The following is a 20,492-nucleotide window of genomic DNA, read 5'->3' as shown; positions in this document are numbered from 1 at the left end:
ATTTTGCAAGATATCTACTTACGATCATGAATGTTGCACCTGCCATTGTAGTACTAGGTCAAAATAGCGTGACAGTAGCACGCAAGATAATCAGCGTCTTACCAGGGGCGAGGCTATACGGTCTAGAGGGTCGCACATCTGGAGTTGATGTCAGCTTCACGAACTTTGGTGAGACGCTGCGCGAGTTATTTACCCAAGGAACACCGCTAATTGGCATTTGTGCCGCCGGTATTTTAATTAGGACTCTAGCTCCGGTAATCTCGGATAAACGACAGGAACCACCAGTGCTAGCTGTGGCTGAAGATGGTAGTGCTGTTGTTCCCCTGTTGGGCGGACTTGGTGGAGTGAACGATTTGGCACGCCGCATTGCTGAAGCGCTGGATGTCAAAGCTGCAATTACGACCACAGGCGATTTACGTTTGGGCACAACGCTATTATCTCCTCCCCCTGGATACCATTTAGCAAACCCAGACGATGCGAAGAAATTTATCTCAGATGTGTTAGCTGGGGCGCAAGTTAAGCTCGAAGGAATAGCGCCTTGGTTGAGCGATAGTAAACTGCCCATAGATCCACAGGGAGATTTGACCATCCAAGTTACGGAACGCTTGGTGACTCCTACAGCCAACAGGCTTGTCTACCACCCAGCAACGATCGCGATCGCAATGAGTGGCATGATTGATGATGCAGTAGCTTTAGTACAACAGTTACTAGCTGATGCCAAACTACAAAAAGCATCAGTCGCCGGGATATTTGCACCCATCGCCGCCGCCGCCGATCCCGCAATCCACGCGGTAGCTAGCGCCTTAAAAGTGCCCACCCGCTTTTTTACCCCAAATCAGTTAGAAAGTCTACTTTCACAAGGTTATAGCCCCGCCCAAGCCGCAGCGATCGCCGCCACTGGGACATCCCCCTTATCTCCATCTCCCGATATTGCGATCGCTATTGCTCCTCAAGCAATCGACCCCAACACCATCGGTCAACCACGCGGAAAATTAGCGATTATTGGCACGGGCCCTGGTGGTTCGCAATGGATGTCTCCCGAAGTCAAGGAGATACTCAAGTCGGCAACTGACTTAGTGGGTTATAAAACGTATTTAGATTTAGTTGGTTCTCTGGCTGATGGCAAGCAACGGCATGAGTCTGATAACCGCGAAGAAGAAGCACGGGCAAAGATGGCCCTTGATTTGGCTGCATCTGGACGATATGTAGCTGTAGTTTCATCTGGCGACCCCGGTATCTATGCAATGGCAACAGCAGTTTTTGAGGTATGCGATCGCTATGCTAAACCAGAATGGGACAGTATCGACATTCATGTGGCCCCAGGCATCTCTGCAATGCAGGCAGCAGCAGCAGCCATTGGTGCGCCCCTTGGGCATGACTTCTGTGCTATTTCCCTCTCCGATATCTTGAAACCTTGGTCTGCGATCGCCCAACGAATTGCGGCTGCTGCTGAGGCTGATTTTGTCATTGCTTTCTACAATCCTGTTTCCAAAGAGCGTACTTGGCAACTGGCAGAAGCGAGAAATATTTTGCTGCGACATCGAACACCAGATACACCAGTAGTATTGGCCCGGAATCTCGGTCGGCCAGGACAAACGGTAAAAGCGATCGCACTTGAGCAGTTAACACCAGCAAGCGCTGATATGCGGACAATTATTCTCGTTGGTTCCACAAAAACCCGAACTATCAAGCGCCGCGATGGTAATATCTGGGTTTATACGCCGCGTCGCTATACCGAATATTAGGCACGATTGGCGCTGTCACCGAAGAGAGCAAAAAAGGCAAGACAAGCACTTTTTTAAAGGCACTCAAAGATAAAGGGATGGGATTTTGCATTTTCTGTAATGCCGCGATGTCTAGCGACAAGCCGCAAAGCGTCTACGCTACTCTTTATGCTTTAGAAATAGGACAAATCAAGCGAGTTAAAATTCTTGAATGGTATGTACATCAAGGGAACGAAACACAAGCAGCTGTGGAAAATGTGCCCAACATTACTTTTTGTTCAATTCATCAATTATCAGGCTATTAACACACATAAAAATCTGAAAAACATGCATAAAAGTTCCCGAAAGCGTGCAACAGCAACTGGTACATCATCAAAATTTTTAATTTCCACAACAGCAGTCATAGTTGTGCTACTATACAACTCGTGTATGTAGTTCATTCAAACGAAAATCCCAATAAGTCTCACCTATCTGCAATATAAATGAGTAAAAACCATTGATGATTACGCTATGAAAAAATAAATTATTAAACAGAATACATTTGTCAAAAGTCAGAATTTATTCTGAATTCTGTACAAATAGCGGAGGAATCATCGGGTTCAGAATCTCACAAAACAAGAAAATTTGGTGATGCAAGAATTCATTAATGGGTCTAAATCCCCGATTGATAACGAAGCTCTTTCTCTACGAAAGGCTTCTCTTTCAGAGACACTAAGGCAACGCCAAGGAATCCTTAAGTGTTTTGATTTTGACTTCTGAATTTTGACTTCAACAAATTTTCATTGGAATTTTAACATTGTAATCTAAGCATATAGCGATTAGTCAGGAGTTTAGTTTGATGAATCCTAAAGTCTCTGTAATTATCCCTGCCTACAATACTGAAGTTTATATTAAGAAGGCAATAGAGTCAGTCTTAAATCAAACACTCACTGAGCTTGAAGTTATCGTTGTCGATGATGGGTCAACTGATAAAACTGTAGAAGTTGCAAAGAGTTTTACCGATGAACGTCTCAAAGTGATAGTTAATCCACAAAACCTTGGGGTTTCTGCTGCGCGTAATCTTGCTATCAAAGCAGCCCAAGGAGAATGGATTGCTGTTCTTGATTCAGATGACTGGTATGCTCATGAAAGATTAGAAAAGCTTGTGTTGCTGGCAGAACAAGCAAATGCAGATATGATTGCAGATGATGTTTATTTTATCAAAGATGGTGCAACATCTCCTTGGAGTACATTGATTCAAGAAAGTGGAGAACATATAGATAAAATTCTCCAAATTGATATCGTTTATTTTGTAAAAACTGATGTTTATGGAAAAGCAGGACTACATCTTGGTTTAAGCAAGCCCCTGTTCAAACGAGAATTTTTGGTTAAACACAGCATTGAGTACGATGAAAGCCTAAGCATAGCTGAGGACTTTTGGCTTGATATGAAATGTTTAATTAATGGCGCTCGCTTTTTTCTAGTGCCAGAAGCCTATTATTTCTACCGTTCACGCTCTTCTTCTCTTGTACGTGAAAGCCGATTAAAACGTCTAAATCAATCTTGCATATCTACTGATTCTTTCATGCAGCAAAAAGTTGTGGAAAAAAATCCAGCTTTAATGCGTGCTCTGTCTTATAATCTTGCAGTTTACAACAGAACTTTAGCTTACTATCAAGTTTTATTGCCTCTCAAGCAAGGAAATTGGTTATTAGCATTGAAAGAACTCACAAAAAAACCGAGCGTTTTTTATGATTTTATTTCTAGATGTAACAATATTATTAAACGTCGATTTCAATACTATGTGATGGGTAATAAATTAGTTTTTGAAATGCCTTATAATCTCCAAATAAAACGAAGAAAATCAACGCATCCCAATTTTTATTCTTCCAAAAATAATAAATAAGTAAGACCAAAAGATTGTTACAAAAATATGAGGTAAGGGAGTAATCGGACAACCCTGTGACTAGAAAGATTATAAAGATTATAAAGCTGTACGTCTTCTAACTTGGTTGCGATGCCTACGGCGGGCTGCGCCTACGCAGCCTCATTCCAAGAAAATAATCTTGTAGTCTAATTTGGTTAACAGCCAAATCATAGCTCCTATACTGACCTGTATTGGAGATGGACATGATGGAATTTAGAATATTATTCGTGAATTTACTCTCCCTATTGAACGCCGCGAAATACTCGATCGAGTAATCATGTCCTATTTTCCAACCATAGAACTATTATGATACCTATTGCATAAGCAATAATATCTTTCCAATCAAATACACTTCCCAAAGCAACAGCCAGAATCTTGTATTTTTGTAATCCTAAATTATTTACAAAATTAAAATATTGCAGAATCTCAATTGCACAAGAAAAGGCAAAAACTGATAAAGCGACTATCGATGAGTGTATATTCCAAAAAGCTTTGACAAAGCAATAAATTAATATAACTACTAAAACATCACCGATAAAAGGACGAATAAAACTATCATTTATAAAAACTGCAATACATACCTCTATTAAAAATAGTAAAAGTGTCAGGTAAAAATATTTTTTATTGAAGATAAACATGGCAATCAATAGCGCTCAAAAAATACCTACTTTGACTATCAACCTCTTTAATTTTTGATAGACTCTGTTAAAAATTCTATTATTACTAATCCCTCTTTTGTTACTACGGGGAGAGTATAATCAGGAAGAAAAACCGAAACAGTAAGTAACTCTGATGGTTACGTAGCGCAGGGAAGCAGTAAATACAGTCGGCTTCATAGATAACTATTGTCAACACTATTATTCAATATTTGAGGATGTGAGACATTTTGAGGCATTCAAGTATTTACACTTGAGAATGTTATCAGAAATCCGAGCCAAATCGCTACCAGAGATAGCGAAAATAGCAGGATTAAAAGATGGTCAATTCCCGTCATCATTTTTACCAGAGATGCACTGTGGAATATCAAAAAATTAAAAGAAATGAGGCTGTGGTTAACAAAAATGTTGATTGGAGAAAGAGAAATAATTTTATCTATTGACAAATAGGAGACAAGAAAAAGGGAAAATTAACAGATTACGTGACTCGCCAATATACCGGGAATTTAGGCAAGACAGAGAATGGCTGGGGTATCAGTAAATGCTTATGGTGTAGTAGATGGGATTACTTATCGGTCAATGTTGACAATCTTTAGAAGAAGCTTTCATACCTAGCTGCTGTTAGTAGTAATACACTCATCAAGCGACCTACTAAGTATTGCCTGACTTAGCGGTATCAAACTAAATATGAACTTCCGTTAACTAGTATAACAAAATATTCACAAACCTGAGATGATGGCATATTAATACTTTAGTACATCCTGTGTCACTGATACCCCAGATATCCGAGTAATCATTTGTCATGAATCCTTACACTATCCTCGATCGGACAGGACTTCAGCGTGTTAGTGATGGCATGATCCGCCCCCTACTAGAAAATTGCGAGCCTGCCTCATATACCCTGGTTTTAGTCTGGCCCCAACTTGGGGATTTTGATAGTCTTGAATATGCGTGGTGGTTACAGCGCGAAGCTAAAAAATTGTCAGATGAAAAACTCGCTATTCGTGCAGTGGGAATTGGTAATCGCGCCTCTGGAATAAGATTTTGTGAATATACAGGATTTCCACCGGAAAATTTATTTGTTGAACCTAATGGAGAACTACATCACCAACTCAAACTTTATTCAGGTCTCAATTTTCCTCTCCCTGGACTTTCCCCTGCTCAGAAAGCTTGGCTAAATCTAGTGTTAATGTGTGCAGGCTTTGGAAGTCCTGGAACGCTAAAAGAAGTTTTTCGGGGATACAGGGGAGATCGTCAAGCCCCTCAACTTATTGAAGATGATGAAATTATTCAAGGTACTCCTCTACCTGCTTTTAAAGGCTCGTTTTTCCAATTAGCTGGCGGAAGTGGGTTTCAACGTCCCTTTGAATTGGCTACTCTACGGCTACGGAATATGGTTGAAGTTCTCAGCAATTGGCATACTTATGTACCTAATTCTGCCTACTTAACTCAGCGTGGTGGAACTTTTCTGTTTGATACCAAAGGCCAGTTACTTTACGAACATCGAGATCCAGGAATTTTAGGCTTTGCTGCTAATATGAGTCAGCCCTTATCATTTTTATCCTCGATTGAAACGGATAGCTTTACTTCAACTCACTAATTCCTAAACCTTGTCTACCTTGAGAACCATAGTTTTGTAGGTTGGATGCAGCGATAGCGTAACCCAACATATAAATAAGGTGGTAATGTTGGGTTGCGTTTCACTCTACCCAACCTACATAAACATAAATATATCTTTTAAGGGACTTCCAAGAAATAAATTATCCAATCTTGTAGGGTGGGCATCTTGCCCGCCTTTGACTATGGGCGCGCTACGAGTGGGGCATACCCTGCGGGATCTCGCTACAAACCCGCCGTTGATTGAAAACGACTAAATCTTCTCTTTTAGAGACGCTGTTCGCGTTTGATTTAATAAGGGTTTTAAACCCTCTTGTTCAGACGCTCCGCGAACAGCAGACTCAGGGCATCGCTCCTGACTCTTGAATTTTGAATTATGCTGAAAATCAAGATAAGTGAGGACTTTTCTAACGACACTTGAATTTCATTTGTGCGAAGTGGTCTTCCAGTAGGAAAATAGATAAAGGAGTAGTAACCATCAAGCTATATGTTTGAAATTATGGTATTAAATCATTTTTTGTTAAAAGAGCCTGCTTCGGTATCTCATCAATATTCTGAACACATCAATCTACTTTTGTAAATCTAAAATCTGCTCTAAAAGAAGCTCTAATGGGTATAAAAGTTATAATAATTCGTAATTGATAATGACGCTTGCGGACTCGCTAACGTAATTCGTAGTTGTAATCACTGCTTGCTCTGTACTCTCTTAATTACGAATTACGAATATAGCAAGTAAGGATAAATAAAATGTCATTTATTATGCAAACTTCTGGAACTCTTACTGGTTTAGATATCTTGGTAGTTGAGGATGATGATGATACTCGCTTTTTTATCACTACTGTCTTGGAAATGGATGGAGCAACAGTTATAGCAGTGATATCAGCAGCAGATGCACGCAATGTATTGTCTGAATTGCAACCCGATGTTTTAATTAGTGATATCGGGTTGCCTGGGGAGGATGGCTACACTTTCATTTCCAAATTCCGTGCGCTGAAAGCAAATAATTGTGGACGAGTCCCGGCTATTGCTTTAACAGCCTTTGCTGATAGTGAGGCTCGTATCCGTGCTTTGGAAGCTGGCTTTGACACTCATATATCTAAACCGATCGCTCCAGAAGAACTAGTTGAGATAGTAGCTAATTTGGTTGCTTCTTGTAATTGGTAGTTATTCTCTTCGGTCTTGATAATCTTCAGAAGATTTTGGATCTAACTCCCAGCGATCGCCATCACGATCCTCTAAAATATCGTTGGTATGCAGAAATTCAGAATCAGCCATTTCTAGCCCCACTGCTGCTTCTAAGTCCTCTGTGACATTTTGATCGGGAGTGGAAGTACTACCACCAACTGCTTCATCTCCAACTGCATCTGCATCTTGCCAATAAGCATCAACATCCCCACCAGTCAGTTCAGGACTAGTTTCTGTGTACTCGTCTCTTTCTGCTTTTATTGAGCGTCCGCCAATGTTGTATCCCGGCAAGTCTTTTACACCAGTACCGTAGGATTCGGTAATCTCTTGTGGCAAATCATTACTTTTAATTTTGTCATTATGATTTTTTTCTGCCATGATCCTAGCTCTTTTCTGCATTCTCACAATAACGTTTTCTTGTCAGCAATTTGTCTAACTAGAGGTGTATAGCTAAGAAAATAATCTATCCCCTGGGTACGAAGCTAAACTAGCGATCGCGCCATAAGATTGTAGCTATGAATTCATGGTCAAGGAACTTGTAGTTGAAGTTATGAGTTATAAGTTATCAAACCAAAATTATTCATTGGCGAACTTTTCACTCATAACTATTTCTTGTTTGGCAAAAATAGGCAACCAAAATAAAATTTTGATGATAAGTTTAGCATTTTAACTCGTTTTCATACTTTTTAAATATCTGAATGCTAAATAACCAATTGAATACTCAAACTTATTTGAGTAGTGAAGGCAGATAATATGATAAGTAATTCAAGATTATTTATTCAAAAAATAATCTGTTTATTTAACTTTTGTTGTAGTTAGTTAAAGACTAGAGAATACAAACGTAATACCATTTTATGACTGAACATAACAATAACTCCGGTAAGAAAAAAGTTGCTATCCTCATTGAACAAGCAGTAGAGGATGCAGAATTTACAGTTCCATATAATGGATTGAAACAAGCAGGAATAGAGGTAGTAGTCCTTGGTTCCCGAATGAATGAAAAATATAAGGGGAAACGCGGCAAACTTAGCATACAAGCCGATGGTACCACAACGGAAGCGATCGCAGCCCAATTCGATGCAGTGGTGATTCCCGGTGGTATGGCTCCCGATCAAATGCGGCGAAACATCAACACAGTCCGCTTTGTCCAAGAAGCTATACAACAAGGAAAATTAGTCGCTGCTGTTTGTCACGGCCCACAAGTTTTGATTGAAGGTGACTTGCTCAAAGGTAAGCAAGCCACCGGTTTTAGCGCTATTGCCAAAGACATGATTAACGCTGGTGCAAATTATCTAGATGAGCCAGTGGTAGTTGACGGAAATTTGATTACATCTCGTGAACCTGGAGACTTGCCAATTTTCACTACAGCTATTTTGAGCCGTTTGGGTTATGGTGGCAAAGATGCTGCATTGCCAAATGAAAAAGACACAAGTGCTGAATGGTGGAAGTTGGCTGATGCTTGGGGTGGCTCAACTAAAGGTGATATTGCCAAAGGTTTAAATACTGCTCTTGCTGGTGAACGTTATTCTTTAGAAGCATTTGAGAACTACTTTGAAAAGGAATCAGATAACGAAGTAAAATCAGTTTTCCAAGAAATAATTGCTCATAAACAGCGCCACATTGAAAAACTAGAAACTTATCTTGACCGATTGGGTGAAAAACCCTCTTTAGGGGCAAATATTGCCAATCAGTATGCCAAAGTGAAAACAGCCATGACAGGAAGTGATGATATATATCAGTTACGTTCTGCTCTAGGTGATGTGCAAACCGGTATCGGCGATATTGGCAATTTGTGTGCAATGTACACTGACCCAGTAGCAACAGCTATTTTCAAACAAATTTACCAAGATTCATCGAAATATGAGCAACGATTGGTAGAACTATATCGAGCGCGGATAGGCGCTCAGATTCAGCCTCCTAAGCCGACAACAGGGGCTGCTGTGTCAATGTAAGGTTTTTTGAACGTAGATGGCTACCGAAAAGGCGCAAATAACACACAAGAAAGAAGAGGGTATTTGCGCCTCTATGGTGAATTTACAGTAATGGAGATATAAAAAGTGACTTCAACATCAGGGGATAAATCAAGTACAAACCAGCCAGAGGCTAGTGAAGTAGAGCGTTGGGCTTCCCTTATCGGTGGCGGTGCGATGGTGCTGATGGGTTTAAGACAAGGTTCATTGCGAGGAGCGCTGACGGCTTTAGCTGGTGGTGGTTTGGTTTATCAAGGTGCAACCAAGCAAAGCACAATCCAGAAAGCACAGGAAGCAATAGGTCTAAACCAGCCGATCAAAGTTGAAAAGACGGTAACTATCAATAAATCGCCAGAAGAATTGTATCGCTTTTGGCACGACTTTGAGAATTTGCCCACATTTATGAAGCATCTCAAATCTGTCAAGGTGTACAACGAAAAACGTTCTCATTGGATTGCCAATGCACCTTTGGATAATACCGTAGAATGGGATGCAGATATTCTCGAAGACCGGGAAAATGAATTTATTTCTTGGGCTTCAGTAGAAGGTGCAGACATTGATAATTCTGGTTTTGTCCGTTTCAAAAAAGCACCAGGCGATCGCGGCACGGAAGTCAAGGTTGTTTTGGAGTATAACCCACCAGGCGGAGCATTGGCAGCTACCGTAGCTAAACTTTTTGGTGAAGAACCAGAACAGCAAATTGGTGATGAATTGCGCCGCTTCAAAATGCTAATGGAAGCAGGCGAAATCGCCACAACTGAAGGTCAACCTTCTGGACGTAAGTAGTTATTTGTTCTTTGTCCTTTGCCCAATGCCCAATGCCCAATGATTAATAATTATGAAAGCAGTCTGCTGGAACGGTGCTAATGATGTGCGGGTAGAGACAGTACCAGATCCGACAATTCTTAACCCGCGTGATGCAATTATTAAAATTACTTCCACGGCGATTTGTGGCTCCGATCTACATATTTATGGCGGCTATATTCCCACAGTGCAACAGGGTGACATTATTGGTCACGAATTCATGGGGGAAGTCGTGGAAGTTGGCAGAGGAGTCAACAATTTAAAAATAGGCGATCGCGTTGTTGTTCCTTCCACAATTGGCTGTGGTAATTGCAATTATTGCCAACGTGATATGTGGTCATTGTGCGATAACTCCAATCCGAAAGGTTGGATTCAAGAAAAATTGTTTGGCAATATCACCTCAGCTATTTATGGCTACTCCCATATGTTGGGTGGTTATGCAGGCGCACAAGCCGAATATATCCGTGTACCCTTTGCTGATGTGGGTGTCGTCAAAGTTCCGCCAGATTTGCCGGATGAGATGTTGTTATTCATCTCCGACGCTATTCCCACAGGTTATATGGGTGCAGAATTATGCGATATCCAACCGGGTGATACTGTAGCCGTTTGGGGTTGCGGTGCTGTTGGACAGTTTGCCATGATTAGCGCCTACATGATGGGAGCCGAAAAAGTGATCGCAATAGATCGCTTTCCCGAACGCCTGGAAATGGCGAAAAAGTTTGCCAAAGCAGAAGTGATTAACTACGAAGAAGTTAATGCTGGCGAAGCGTTGAAAGAGATGACTGGTGGTCGTGGCCCCGATGCTTGCATCGATGCTGTTGGTTTAGAAGCACACGGCGTTGGTTTAGAAGACTTCTACGACCAGACAAAACAAAAGCTCAGATTGGAAACCGACCGTCCCCACGTTCTGCGGGAAATGATGGTCGCCTGTCGTAAAGGCGGGACTCTTTCAATTATGGGTGTTTATGGTGGTTTTGTAGACAAAATACCATTGGGTGCAGCCTTTAATAAAGGCTTAACCTTCAGAATGGGACAAATGCATGGACAGAAATATATGCATTTGTTATTGCAGATGGTTTTGGATGGAAAACTCGATCCATCCTTCGTTGTCACCCATCAATTGCCTCTAGAACAAGCACCCCACGCCTACCACATCTTTCAACAAAAAAAAGATAACTGTATCAAAGTTGTTCTTAAACCCTAAATGGCAAATAGTCATTCAGTGTTTTGAATTTGTCCACCTTACATAATGCAATTGAGGTTGTTTATGAATCGACTAAGTTCTTGGTTACGAAATATTCGTATTTCTCAAATCCTTGTAGTTTTCTTAGCAGGATTTATATTTTTACTGGGTCAGGCTTTTAGCTACGTTGATGTAGCACAAGCTGATGTTACAAGTCCAGAGGGTACTTATTACAAAGGAACGCCAAATGGGCAAGGTGAAATTAGAAACGATACCCAAATCAATAATACCCAAAAATCACAAAATCCAATAAAAGGTGCTGTTGATAATATCCGCGAAAAATTAAACTTGGATGAAAAACCTCCTGAAGCTACAAAAGAGTTTTTTGATCCTAGTACAAATAGAAGTGCAGATAAAACTTCATCATATGAAGGAAGTAGAGAAGGTTATTATCGCACTCCTTCTAGTAACTAACTCAGAGATAGCAGCTAAACGGTTAGTAAATCTTGAGTCGAATACTTGAATAACTTTTTAGCGGTTATTGAGACGCGATAGTTATCGCGTCTCAAAATTAAGACAAATCCAGGATTTATCTTGATACGAACGATCCAGGAATTATAACTAAGGACTAAATAATTATGAAAGCAGTTTGCTGGCATGGAGCAAACGACGTGCGGGTGGAAACAGTTCCCGACCCTAAAATTCTTAACCCACGTGATGCTATTGTTAAAATTACTTCCACAGCAATATGCGGTTCAGATTTGCATATTTACGACGGCTATATTCCCACCATGCAAAAGGGCGATATCCTTGGTCATGAATTTATGGGGGAAGTCGTAGAACTTGGAAGTGCAGTTAAAAATGTGAATGTAGGCGATCGCGTTGTTGTTCCCTTCACTATATCTTGCGGTAGCTGCTTTTTCTGCAATCGGGATTTATGGTCGCTGTGCGATAACTCTAACCCCAATGCTTGGTTAGTCGAAAAGCAAATGGGACATTCGCCAGCAGGTCTATTTGGCTACTCTCATTTATTCGGCGGTTACGCTGGCGGTCAAGCAGAGTATGCAAGAGTACCTTTTGCCGATGTAGGCTTGTTCAAAATTCCCGATGGTTTAACGGATGAGCAAGTGCTATTTCTAACAGATATTTTTCCCACTGGCTATATGGCAGCTGAGAACTGCAACATCAAACCCGGCGATATTGTCGCCGTTTGGGGTTGTGGCCCAGTTGGACAATTCGCCATCAGAAGCGCATATATGCTAGGTGCGGAACGGGTAATCGCCTTTGACCGCGTTCCCGAACGGCTGCAAATGGCTAAAGAATACGGCAAAGCTGAAGTTCTCAACTACGAAGAAGTGAATATTGGCGAAGCACTCAAAGAAATGACTGGCGGTCGTGGCCCCGATGCTTGCATTGATGCAGTAGGAATGGAGGCACACGGCACAGATTTTATGGCGATGTACGACCAGGTAAAGCAAGCAGTACGTTTAGAAACAGACCGTCCGACGGCATTACGGCAAGTAATAGTATCTGCTGCTAAAGGTGGTCATGTATCACTTGCGGGTGTGTACGGTGGCTTTTTAGATAAAATCCCAATGGGTGCTGCCATGAACAAAGGATTAACCTTCAAAATGGGACAAACGAATGTCCACAAGTATCTAAAACCTTTGCTAGAACACATCCAAAACGGTGATATCGATCCAACGTTTATTATCACCCATACTTTACCTCTAGAACAAGCGCCGCACGGCTACGAAATTTTTAAACACAAGAAAGATAACTGCATCAAAGTTGTACTCAAACCTTAATAGGGAGTGGGGAGTAGGGAATAGGGAATGGGCAAGAGTATCCCAATGCCCAATGCCCAATGCCCCATACTTCGACTACGCTCAGTACAAGTCGCGGTTCCTGAGCGTAGTTGAAGGGCAGTACAAATGCCCCTTGCCCAATCCCCAATAGCTAACCTTCCATGTTTGATTTACTAAAATCACAATTTACGCGTCGTACTATATTACACAAAGCAGGTTTTGGGTTAATTACACTCAGTACTTTTGGGGTAGCAGGTACTATTTTTAAACCTAATCGTACCTTAGCCCAAGCTGGGCCAGCACCAGGCAAAGAACCATCTATGTCTCCTGAAAAAAAGTTAGGATGGGCTATTGTTGGCTTGGGAAAATTTGCTACGCAACAGATTATTCCGTCGTTTGGTGAATGTAAGCGTTCAAAGTTGGTAGCACTAGTCAGTGGCGATCGCGCCAAAGCTGAAGGCATAGCCCAGCAATACGGGGTTAACTCGAAAAATATCTACAATTACCAGAACTACGACACCATCCGCAATAACCCGGAGGTTGATGTTATTTATATCATTTTACCTAATGGGTTACACGCCGAATACAGTATTCGTGGTGCCCAAGCTGGTAAGCATATCATGTGCGAAAAGCCAATGGCTATTACTGTCGAGGAATGCCAAGCAATGATTGATGCTGCCAAAAAAGGCGATCGCAAATTGATGATTGCTTACCGCGCTCAATATGAACCTTACAACCTGGCTGCGATCGAACTTGCACAAAGCGGCAAACTCGGTAAACTAAAAACCATAACCTCTGACCACGGACGCAACCTCGACCCCAAAGATCCCGCAGATCGTTGGCGGGCACAAAAAAAACTAGCTGGCGGCGGTTCTCTTTATGACATAGGCATCTACAGCTTGAATGCTGCTAGATACATTACAGGCGAGGAACCACAAGAAATTAGCGCCATGATGTACAGCACCCCTGGCGACCCCCGCTTTCGGGAAGTTGAGGAAAATGTCAACTTCGTTTTGCGTTTTCCTAGTGGTGTGCTTGCTAACTGCACGTCAAGCTACGGCTATGCAGATACCAAGCGTATCCAAGTTTTTGGTTCAGATGCAGTCTTAGAGTTAGATCCAGCTACCGACTACTACCAACATCGCTTGACAATCAAACGCAAAAACAGCAGTGAAGAACAGAATATTCAGGAAAAGAACCAATTCGCCCTAGAGATGGATCATTTGTCCGAGTCCATCATGGCGAATAAACAGCCCAAAACTCCTGGAGAAGAAGGCTTGCAAGATGTCAGGCTGATGCAACTAATTTACCAGGCAGCTCGCACTGGCAAAACAATCAAAGTTTAAAAGTAAAAGAGGCAAAAAATATGTCTGATACAACCGTTATCAAAGTAGACTCTAGCAATTCTCCTAAAGGCCAACTTGGTCAGAAATATCTTGCATCTGGCAAAACCATTTCCATGCGCCTATGGGAAAATGAGGAACCGAACGAACCTAAAGAGCCAACAGCAAGAGAATATGAAACTGTTGGTTATGTAATTACTGGTCGTGCAGAATTGCATCTTGAAGGGCAAACGATTTTACTAGAACCTGGCAGTTCTTGGATAGTACCAAAAGGAGCCAGCCACACTTATAAAATTTTAGAATCATTTACTGCTGTTGAAGCAACCAGTCCACCTGCGCAAGTTCACGGGCGAGACGAAAACTGATTTGCGATCGCTCGCTAAAAACCTATAGCCGCTTTCAATGACATGGAATATAAAGCATTCGTAGGAGAACAAGAATATTGTTCTCCTTTTTACTGTGCTTTGCACTTTAGAGGTTGTTTTAAAGTGTTGGGCTATGATTTTATCACATTTTTATCCCCCTTAATCCCCCCTTAGAAAGAGGGAAAAAGAAATCTAGTTCCCTCCCCTTTCTAAGGGGAGGGTTAGGGTGGGGTAAAAATATTCAATACATCAACTATGACTTTTCAAACAACCTCTTATGGCATAAATCTTCTGATAGAGAGACATAACAAGACGAAATTGTATTCTATTAACAATGTCTTTTTAGAGAAAATGCTTTTTGGTAAGTCTGGTTTTCTATCAATAATTTCAGCATAGATAATTACTCAATATTTTTAACAAAAACAGAATGGAGCGAACAAATGAGGTTTGTCTTAAGACGCCGCAAGCTGGGTCAATTGATGGTCTTCAGCACAGTAGCGGCTACGATCGCTAATTTTGTAGAGAAAGCTGTAGCAGAAACTCAAGTAAAAAAAACTACCCCAATGCTGGCAACTTCCACTTCTGAAACTGTGAAGGTGACGCTACAAGTGAATGGAACACCTCATAGTTTGCAAATTGAACCGCGTGTTACCTTACTTGATGCACTTCGGGAATATCTAGGATTAATTGGTACTAAAAAAGGTTGCGATCATGGTCAGTGTGGTGCTTGCACGGTGCTGGTTGATGGGCAACGAATTAATTCCTGCCTGACATTTGCAATTATGCACACCGACGCAAAAATCACAACTATTGAAGGGTTGGAACAAGGAAATAATCTGCACCCGATGCAAGCCGCGTTTGTTGCCCGCGATGCGTTTCAGTGCGGCTACTGTACGCCAGGACAAATTTGTTCGGCAGTGGGTTTAGTCAACGAGGGACACGCCAAGTCAGATGCCGACATTCGCGAACTGATGAGCGGCAATATCTGCCGTTGCGGTGCTTATCCAAATATCGTGGCTGCTGTCCGCGATGTCTTAGAGGGAAAAAAAGATGCAGCCGTTTAGCTATAAGAAAGCAGGACAGGCAGAAAATGCCGTGGCGTTGGTTACTCCAGATGCCCAAGCTTCGTATCTCGCTGGTGGTACTAGCCTCATCGATTTGATGAAGCTGAATGTCCAGAATCCAAGAGAGTTGGTTGACATTAACCCACTCCCACTGAGCAAGATAGAAATGCAGGGTAACGGTGTGCGGATTGGAGCAATGGCAAGCAATAGCGAGGTTGCTTATAATCCGATAATTCAGGAGCGTTACCCGGTGTTGGCGGAGGCGTTGCTGTCTGGGGCATCACCGCAACTGCGAAATATGGCAAGTGTCGGCGGAAATTTGCTGCAACGTACTCGGTGTTACTACTTCCGCGATACCGCTTTCCCCTGCAATAAACGCGTTCCTGGTTCAGGTTGTCCGGCAATTGAGGGTTATAACCGCATCCATGCAATTCTTGGCGGTAGCGATCGCTGTATTGCCACCCATCCTTCTGATATGGCTGTGGCATTGGTGGCACTCGATGCCGTTGTGCAAACCCGCGGGCCGAGAGGAGAGCGCAGTATCCCGCTGGTAGATTTTCATCTTCTACCTGGCGAAACGCCAGAAAGGGAGACGGTTTTAGAACACGGAGAGTTAATTGTTGCCGTTGATTTACCTGCTTTAAACTTCGCAAGGCGATCGCACTATTTAAAAGTTCGCGATCGCGCCTCCTATGCCTTTGCAATGACATCGGTTGCAGCAGCATTAGATATTCAAAATGGAATTATTCGCTCGGCACGCATTGCCCTTGGTGGCGTTGGCACAAAGCCCTGGCGTGCCTTGGAAGCGGAAAAAGTGCTTCTGAACAAGCCGGCAAACCAAGCAACATTTCAAGCAGCAGCATTGGCTGCGATCGCCGGTGCTAAACCTCAAAAATACAACGGCTTTAAGGTCGAACTGGCTAAACGCACAATTGTTAAAGCGCTGGCAACGGTGGGAGGGATGGCATGAATACTGGGGATAAAAATATAGTTGTCGGCAAACCGCTAAATCGAGTTGATGGATACCTGAAGGTGACTGGTGGCGCACGTTACGCGGCTGAGTTTCCGGTCGCCAAAATGACTTATGGCGTCACAATTCAAAGTGCGATCGCCAAAGGTAAAATAGCCCAAATCGATACCAAGGCGGCGGAACAAGTACCGGGTGTATTAGCAGTAATTACCCACCTCAACGCGCCCAAAGCTTCTGGAGAAAAGGGCGGCGGTCGCAAGCTGCAAGTCCTGCAAGATAACATTGTGCTGTATAGCGATCAGCATATTGGTGTTGTGGTTGCTGATACCTTTGAACGAGCGATGTATGCTGCTTCGCTGGTGCAAGTTCGCTATGACGAAGAGAAACCAACCATTAATATGCGGGACAATCTCGCTAAGGCATACTTGCCTAAAGGTAAAATCCCTAGAGAGGAACCGCCCGATTTAGAGCATGGCAATCTCAGCCAGGGACTAGCGGCGGCAGCTGTCCGCGTCGAGCAAACTTATACCACGCCAGTCGAAAATCACAATCCGATGGAGCCTCATGCTACAACAGCAGTTTGGCAAGGCGATGAACTGCTGCTGTATGACGCAACTCAGGGCATCTTTCAGGCTCAACAAAAAGTTGCAGGGGTATTAGGAATTGAGCCTGAGAAAGTTCGCATTATGTCTTACTTTGTGGGTGGTGGCTTCGGTTGCAAAGGGTCGGCTTGGTCGCACGTCCCGCTAGCGGCGATGGCAGCACGACAGGTTAATCGCCCAGTGAAATTAGTTCTGGGACGGATACAGATGTATGGGCCTGTGGGCTTTCGACCGGAGACAATTCAACAAGTTTCTCTCGGCGCAACCCGCGATGGCAAATTGACTGCTTTGCGACATACCGGGATTTCGCAAACTTCAACTTTCGATGAATTTATCGAACCTGTTGGTAAAAGCGCCCGAATGCTCTACGCTAGCCCGAATATCGAAACTAGCCACCATCTGGTTCAGGTCGATCAAGGAACACCAACCTATATGCGGGCCCCAGGCGAAGCTTCTGGGTCGTTTGCCTTAGAATCGGCAATGGACGAACTGGCTTATGCACTCAATATCGATCCGGTAGAGTTGCGTTTGCGTAACTATGCTGAAGTCGATCCTAGTAAAGAAATACCTTGGTCGAGCAAGTCACTGAGAGAGTGTTACAAATTGGGGGCAGAAAAGTTTGGCTGGCAAAAGCGCAATCCTCAGCCCCGTTCGATGCGAGATGGTAATTATTTGATTGGTTGGGGTATGGCGACAGCTACTTATCCTACCAACCGTTCCCCAGCATCAGCGATCGCTCAAATTATGGCAGACGGTACAGCCGTGGTGCGAAGCGGTTCGCAAGATATTGGTACGGGAACTTATACTGTGATGACTCAAGTTGCAGCTGAAGCACTCGGTTTACCAGTTGAGAAAGTGCGGTTTGAACTAGGTGATACCAAGATGCCACAAACCCCTATTTCTGGTGGTTCCCAAACTGCCGCCAGTGTCAGTTCAGCCGTGCATTTAGCGGGAAATCAAGCACGCAGTCAGCTTTTGCAACTAGCACTTGCCGATCAAAAATCGCCGCTTTATAGTTCAAAGGCTGAGGATGTGATTGCTCAAGATGGCAGCTTTTTCTTAAAAAATAAATCCTCCGCCAGCGAAACATATCAGGCAATCTTGGCACGACATGGGATGAAAATGCTCGAAGCGCGTGCAGATGCCAAGCCTGGAGAGGAACAAAAAAAGTTCTCAATGCACTCATTTGGAGCGCAGTTTGCCGAAGTACGCGTTGAGCCTGATTTAGGCGAAGTGCGAATAACGCGCTGGGTGGGAACTTTTGGCGTAGGACGCATCCTCAACGCTAAAACAGCTAACAGTCAGCTGATCGGTGGGATTATTTATGGCATTGGCATGGCGTTAATGGAACATACGCTAACAGACCCCAACCGAGGACGCGTTGTCAACCATGATTTAGCTGAGTATCACGTACCAGTGAATGCAGATGTTCCTGATATTGAAGTGTTGTTTGTCGATGAACAAGATCCACATATCAACCCGCTCGGTGTCAAAGGAATTGGTGAAATTGGCATTACCGGCACTGCGGCGGCAATCGCTAATGCTGTCTATCATGCCACCGGTAAGCGCATCCGCGATTTACCAATTACCTTAGACAAGCTGCTGTAGATATGGCGATCGCAACACTTGTAGAGACGCGATTTATCGCGTCTTAAATTTATCGCGTCTTGAAATACCAATCAGTAGAAGACTCAAGATTGATGACCGCTCAAGTAAAATTTGGTACTCTTAGCTCGGAATCACTGTAATTACGTCCGTGACCGAGATGAGTAGTCCAACAGCCCGATCCTACGCTTTCTTATCGATTGCAGCAGCAATCATCACTATTGCCTTGAAATTTGGCGCTTACCTGCTAACCGGGTCAGTAGGTTTGCTTTCAGATGCTATTGAGTCAATTGTAAATCTCGTCGCAGCATTGGTTGCTCTATGGGCATTGACCTATGCTGATAAACCAGCCGATGCCGAACACGCCTTTGGGCATTCTAAAGCCGAATACTTTTCCAGTGGTGCAGAAGGTGCGTTGATTGTAATAGCCGCTATCAGCATTGCTGTTGAAGCTTGGGGACGCTTGCTGCATCCAGAACCGTTAACACAGTTGGGATTAGGGTTGGCACTCTCCCTCATTGCAACCGCAATCAACGGCGTTGTTGCCTTTATCTTGCTACGGGCAGGGCGACGGTTGCGTTCCATCACACTCAGGGCTGATGCTCACCACCTGTTTACTGATGTGGTGACTTCGGCTGGTGTGGTAGTTGGAATCTTACTCGTCAAGCTAACAGGCGCTCTCGTATTCGATCCAATTATTGCACTGATAGTAGCAGCAAATATTACTTGGACAGGATTTCGTATACTGCGGGAAACCAGTAGCGCTTTACTGGATGCAGCTTTACCTAAAAAAGAAATTGACGCAATCAAGAGCATCCTTAACGAGTACAAAGGTCAAGACATCCAGTTTCATGCCTTGCGAACCCGCGCTGCTGGAACCCGTCGCTTTGTTTCCTTTCATGTTCTTGTACCTGGATCTTGGACAGTGCAACAAGGGCATGATTTATGCGAAGCAATTGAGCTTGCGATTGTTCGGGTGCTGCCTTCAACCCACGTTACAACTCACTTGGAACCTGTAGAAGATCCAGTTTCTTGGGAAGATTTGGAGTTAGAGCGTTCGAGCAATCAGCAAATGCAAGATATGAGCGCAAGAGATTAATTGCATACAACGCCGAATACTGCAAATGCGATCGCTTCCAGCAGGCGGTTACGCTATTGCAACTTGCTTTTTGCGGGAAGGACGCTTGCGGTCTGATTTTTTCTTCAATCCCACAGCTTGAGCTTGATCGCTATCTGAACCATATTGCCCGCGTACAACTTCTTTCATCGCTAATACGGCATTATGAAATTCCCACTCTGCTAATCGCGCAGCATCAGCAGCAGCACGGTATAAAGCTAATTTCTCGGTTTCGGTTTGTTGAGAAATTAACATTGCCTGATAAGCTTCTTGTAAATTAGCAGATGAAGCATCAGCACGAGTTGTGTTGTAAGTGCTGACGGTTTGTAAACCGTGGAATGAGTCAATATCTTGACTAATCAGTTGAGGGCGCAAACGGTTTGTTGTATTTTGGGGAGGCATATATGCATACTTAGTAAGTTGTACATTTAACGTACCCATTACAACAAAAAAAGTTATCAGTAAGATGAAATTTTCAGATAGAGCAAGGTTATAAAGGATAGTTTAAGATAACAGGTCGATGTATTGGCATAACAGACCGATGTATTGGCATAACAGACCGATGTATTGGCA

Annotated in this window: 19 protein-coding genes and 1 pseudogene; 17 read left to right on the top strand and 3 right to left on the bottom strand. The window is 43.1% G+C overall.

Annotation, left to right across the window (positions count from 1 at the left end):
• Positions 1 to 26: 26 nt before the first annotated feature.
• From cobJ to RMZ42_RS11870, 4 genes and pseudogenes are all read left to right on the top strand, one after another.
• On the top strand, positions 27 to 1,745 hold the full coding sequence (gene cobJ / locus RMZ42_RS11885; protein ID WP_322671630.1) for a precorrin-3B C(17)-methyltransferase: 1,719 nt from the start codon (positions 27 to 29) through the stop codon (positions 1,743 to 1,745).
• The gene (locus RMZ42_RS11880) at positions 1,709 to 2,029 is read left to right on the top strand and encodes a hypothetical protein (protein ID WP_322671705.1); all 321 of its coding nucleotides are present in this window, start codon (positions 1,709 to 1,711) and stop codon (positions 2,027 to 2,029) included. The genes cobJ and RMZ42_RS11880 overlap by 37 nt, the downstream gene beginning before the upstream one ends.
• Positions 2,030 to 2,562: 533 nt before the next feature.
• On the top strand, positions 2,563 to 3,609 hold the full coding sequence (locus RMZ42_RS11875) for a glycosyltransferase family 2 protein (RefSeq protein WP_322671629.1): 1,047 nt from the start codon (positions 2,563 to 2,565) through the stop codon (positions 3,607 to 3,609).
• A 129-nt stretch (positions 3,610 to 3,738) separates the two neighbouring features.
• Positions 3,739 to 3,844 (top strand): annotated as a pseudogene (locus tag RMZ42_RS11870) (ISKra4 family transposase); the annotation flags it as partial.
• 61 nt (positions 3,845 to 3,905) lie between these two features.
• Here RMZ42_RS11870 and RMZ42_RS11865 read toward each other — a convergent pair.
• Positions 3,906 to 4,268, bottom strand: a complete 363-nt coding sequence (locus tag RMZ42_RS11865) for a DUF2809 domain-containing protein (RefSeq protein WP_322671628.1) — start codon at positions 4,266 to 4,268, stop codon at positions 3,906 to 3,908.
• A gap of 820 nt (positions 4,269 to 5,088) precedes the next feature.
• On the opposite strand from RMZ42_RS11865, the gene RMZ42_RS11855 reads away from it, so the two are divergent.
• The gene (locus tag RMZ42_RS11855; RefSeq protein ID WP_322671627.1) at positions 5,089 to 5,886 is read left to right on the top strand and encodes a peroxiredoxin-like family protein; all 798 of its coding nucleotides are present in this window, start codon (positions 5,089 to 5,091) and stop codon (positions 5,884 to 5,886) included.
• A 764-nt stretch (positions 5,887 to 6,650) separates the two neighbouring features.
• Positions 6,651 to 7,067 carry a response regulator gene (locus RMZ42_RS11850; protein WP_322671626.1) on the top strand — a complete coding sequence of 139 codons (417 nt, stop codon included), beginning with the start codon at positions 6,651 to 6,653 and terminating at the stop codon, positions 7,065 to 7,067.
• On the opposite strand, the gene RMZ42_RS11845 is transcribed toward RMZ42_RS11850, so the two are convergent.
• Positions 7,068 to 7,466, bottom strand: coding sequence for a DUF6335 family protein (locus RMZ42_RS11845; RefSeq protein ID WP_322671625.1), 399 nt, complete (start codon positions 7,464 to 7,466; stop codon positions 7,068 to 7,070).
• A gap of 476 nt (positions 7,467 to 7,942) precedes the next feature.
• Here RMZ42_RS11845 and RMZ42_RS11840 point away from each other — a divergent pair, with 476 nt between their 5' ends.
• The 11 genes from RMZ42_RS11840 (at position 7,943) to RMZ42_RS11790 (ending at position 19,901) form a co-directional block, all read left to right on the top strand.
• Positions 7,943 to 9,040 carry a DJ-1/PfpI/YhbO family deglycase/protease gene (locus RMZ42_RS11840; protein WP_322671624.1) on the top strand — a complete coding sequence of 366 codons (1,098 nt, stop codon included), beginning with the start codon at positions 7,943 to 7,945 and terminating at the stop codon, positions 9,038 to 9,040.
• A 105-nt stretch (positions 9,041 to 9,145) separates the two neighbouring features.
• Complete coding sequence (locus RMZ42_RS11835; protein WP_322671623.1) at positions 9,146 to 9,844, top strand: SRPBCC family protein; 699 nt, start codon at positions 9,146 to 9,148, stop codon at positions 9,842 to 9,844.
• Positions 9,845 to 9,896: 52 nt separating this feature from the next.
• The gene (locus tag RMZ42_RS11830) at positions 9,897 to 11,066 is read left to right on the top strand and encodes a zinc-dependent alcohol dehydrogenase (protein ID WP_322671622.1); all 1,170 of its coding nucleotides are present in this window, start codon (positions 9,897 to 9,899) and stop codon (positions 11,064 to 11,066) included.
• 63 nt (positions 11,067 to 11,129) lie between these two features.
• On the top strand, positions 11,130 to 11,519 hold the full coding sequence (locus RMZ42_RS11825; protein WP_322671621.1) for a hypothetical protein: 390 nt from the start codon (positions 11,130 to 11,132) through the stop codon (positions 11,517 to 11,519).
• A 164-nt stretch (positions 11,520 to 11,683) separates the two neighbouring features.
• Positions 11,684 to 12,853 carry a zinc-dependent alcohol dehydrogenase gene (locus tag RMZ42_RS11820; protein WP_322671620.1) on the top strand — a complete coding sequence of 390 codons (1,170 nt, stop codon included), beginning with the start codon at positions 11,684 to 11,686 and terminating at the stop codon, positions 12,851 to 12,853.
• A 161-nt stretch (positions 12,854 to 13,014) separates the two neighbouring features.
• Complete coding sequence (locus RMZ42_RS11815) at positions 13,015 to 14,199, top strand: Gfo/Idh/MocA family oxidoreductase (RefSeq protein WP_322671619.1); 1,185 nt, start codon at positions 13,015 to 13,017, stop codon at positions 14,197 to 14,199.
• A 20-nt stretch (positions 14,200 to 14,219) separates the two neighbouring features.
• Positions 14,220 to 14,561: a cupin domain-containing protein gene (locus RMZ42_RS11810; protein ID WP_322671618.1), complete on the top strand. Its 342-nt coding sequence runs from the start codon at positions 14,220 to 14,222 to the stop codon at positions 14,559 to 14,561.
• Between the two features lie 440 nt (positions 14,562 to 15,001).
• The gene (locus RMZ42_RS11805) at positions 15,002 to 15,625 is read left to right on the top strand and encodes a (2Fe-2S)-binding protein (protein WP_322671617.1); all 624 of its coding nucleotides are present in this window, start codon (positions 15,002 to 15,004) and stop codon (positions 15,623 to 15,625) included.
• On the top strand, positions 15,612 to 16,595 hold the full coding sequence (locus RMZ42_RS11800; RefSeq protein WP_322671616.1) for a xanthine dehydrogenase family protein subunit M: 984 nt from the start codon (positions 15,612 to 15,614) through the stop codon (positions 16,593 to 16,595). The genes RMZ42_RS11805 and RMZ42_RS11800 overlap by 14 nt, the downstream gene beginning before the upstream one ends.
• Complete coding sequence (locus tag RMZ42_RS11795; RefSeq protein WP_322671615.1) at positions 16,592 to 18,805, top strand: xanthine dehydrogenase family protein molybdopterin-binding subunit; 2,214 nt, start codon at positions 16,592 to 16,594, stop codon at positions 18,803 to 18,805. Before RMZ42_RS11800 ends, RMZ42_RS11795 begins: the two co-directional genes overlap by 4 nt.
• 157 nt (positions 18,806 to 18,962) lie before the next feature.
• On the top strand, positions 18,963 to 19,901 hold the full coding sequence (locus tag RMZ42_RS11790; RefSeq protein WP_322671614.1) for a cation diffusion facilitator family transporter: 939 nt from the start codon (positions 18,963 to 18,965) through the stop codon (positions 19,899 to 19,901).
• A 48-nt stretch (positions 19,902 to 19,949) separates the two neighbouring features.
• Here RMZ42_RS11790 and RMZ42_RS11785 read toward each other — a convergent pair whose 3' ends face one another.
• Positions 19,950 to 20,321 carry a hypothetical protein gene (locus RMZ42_RS11785; RefSeq protein ID WP_322671613.1) on the bottom strand — a complete coding sequence of 124 codons (372 nt, stop codon included), beginning with the start codon at positions 20,319 to 20,321 and terminating at the stop codon, positions 19,950 to 19,952.
• Positions 20,322 to 20,492: the final 171 nt, after the last annotated feature.

The organism is Nostoc sp. DedQUE05 (assembly GCF_034530955.1).
Lineage (GTDB): Bacteria > Cyanobacteriota > Cyanobacteriia > Cyanobacteriales > Nostocaceae > Nostoc.
This window is presented reverse-complemented; position numbering and strand designations above follow the sequence as displayed.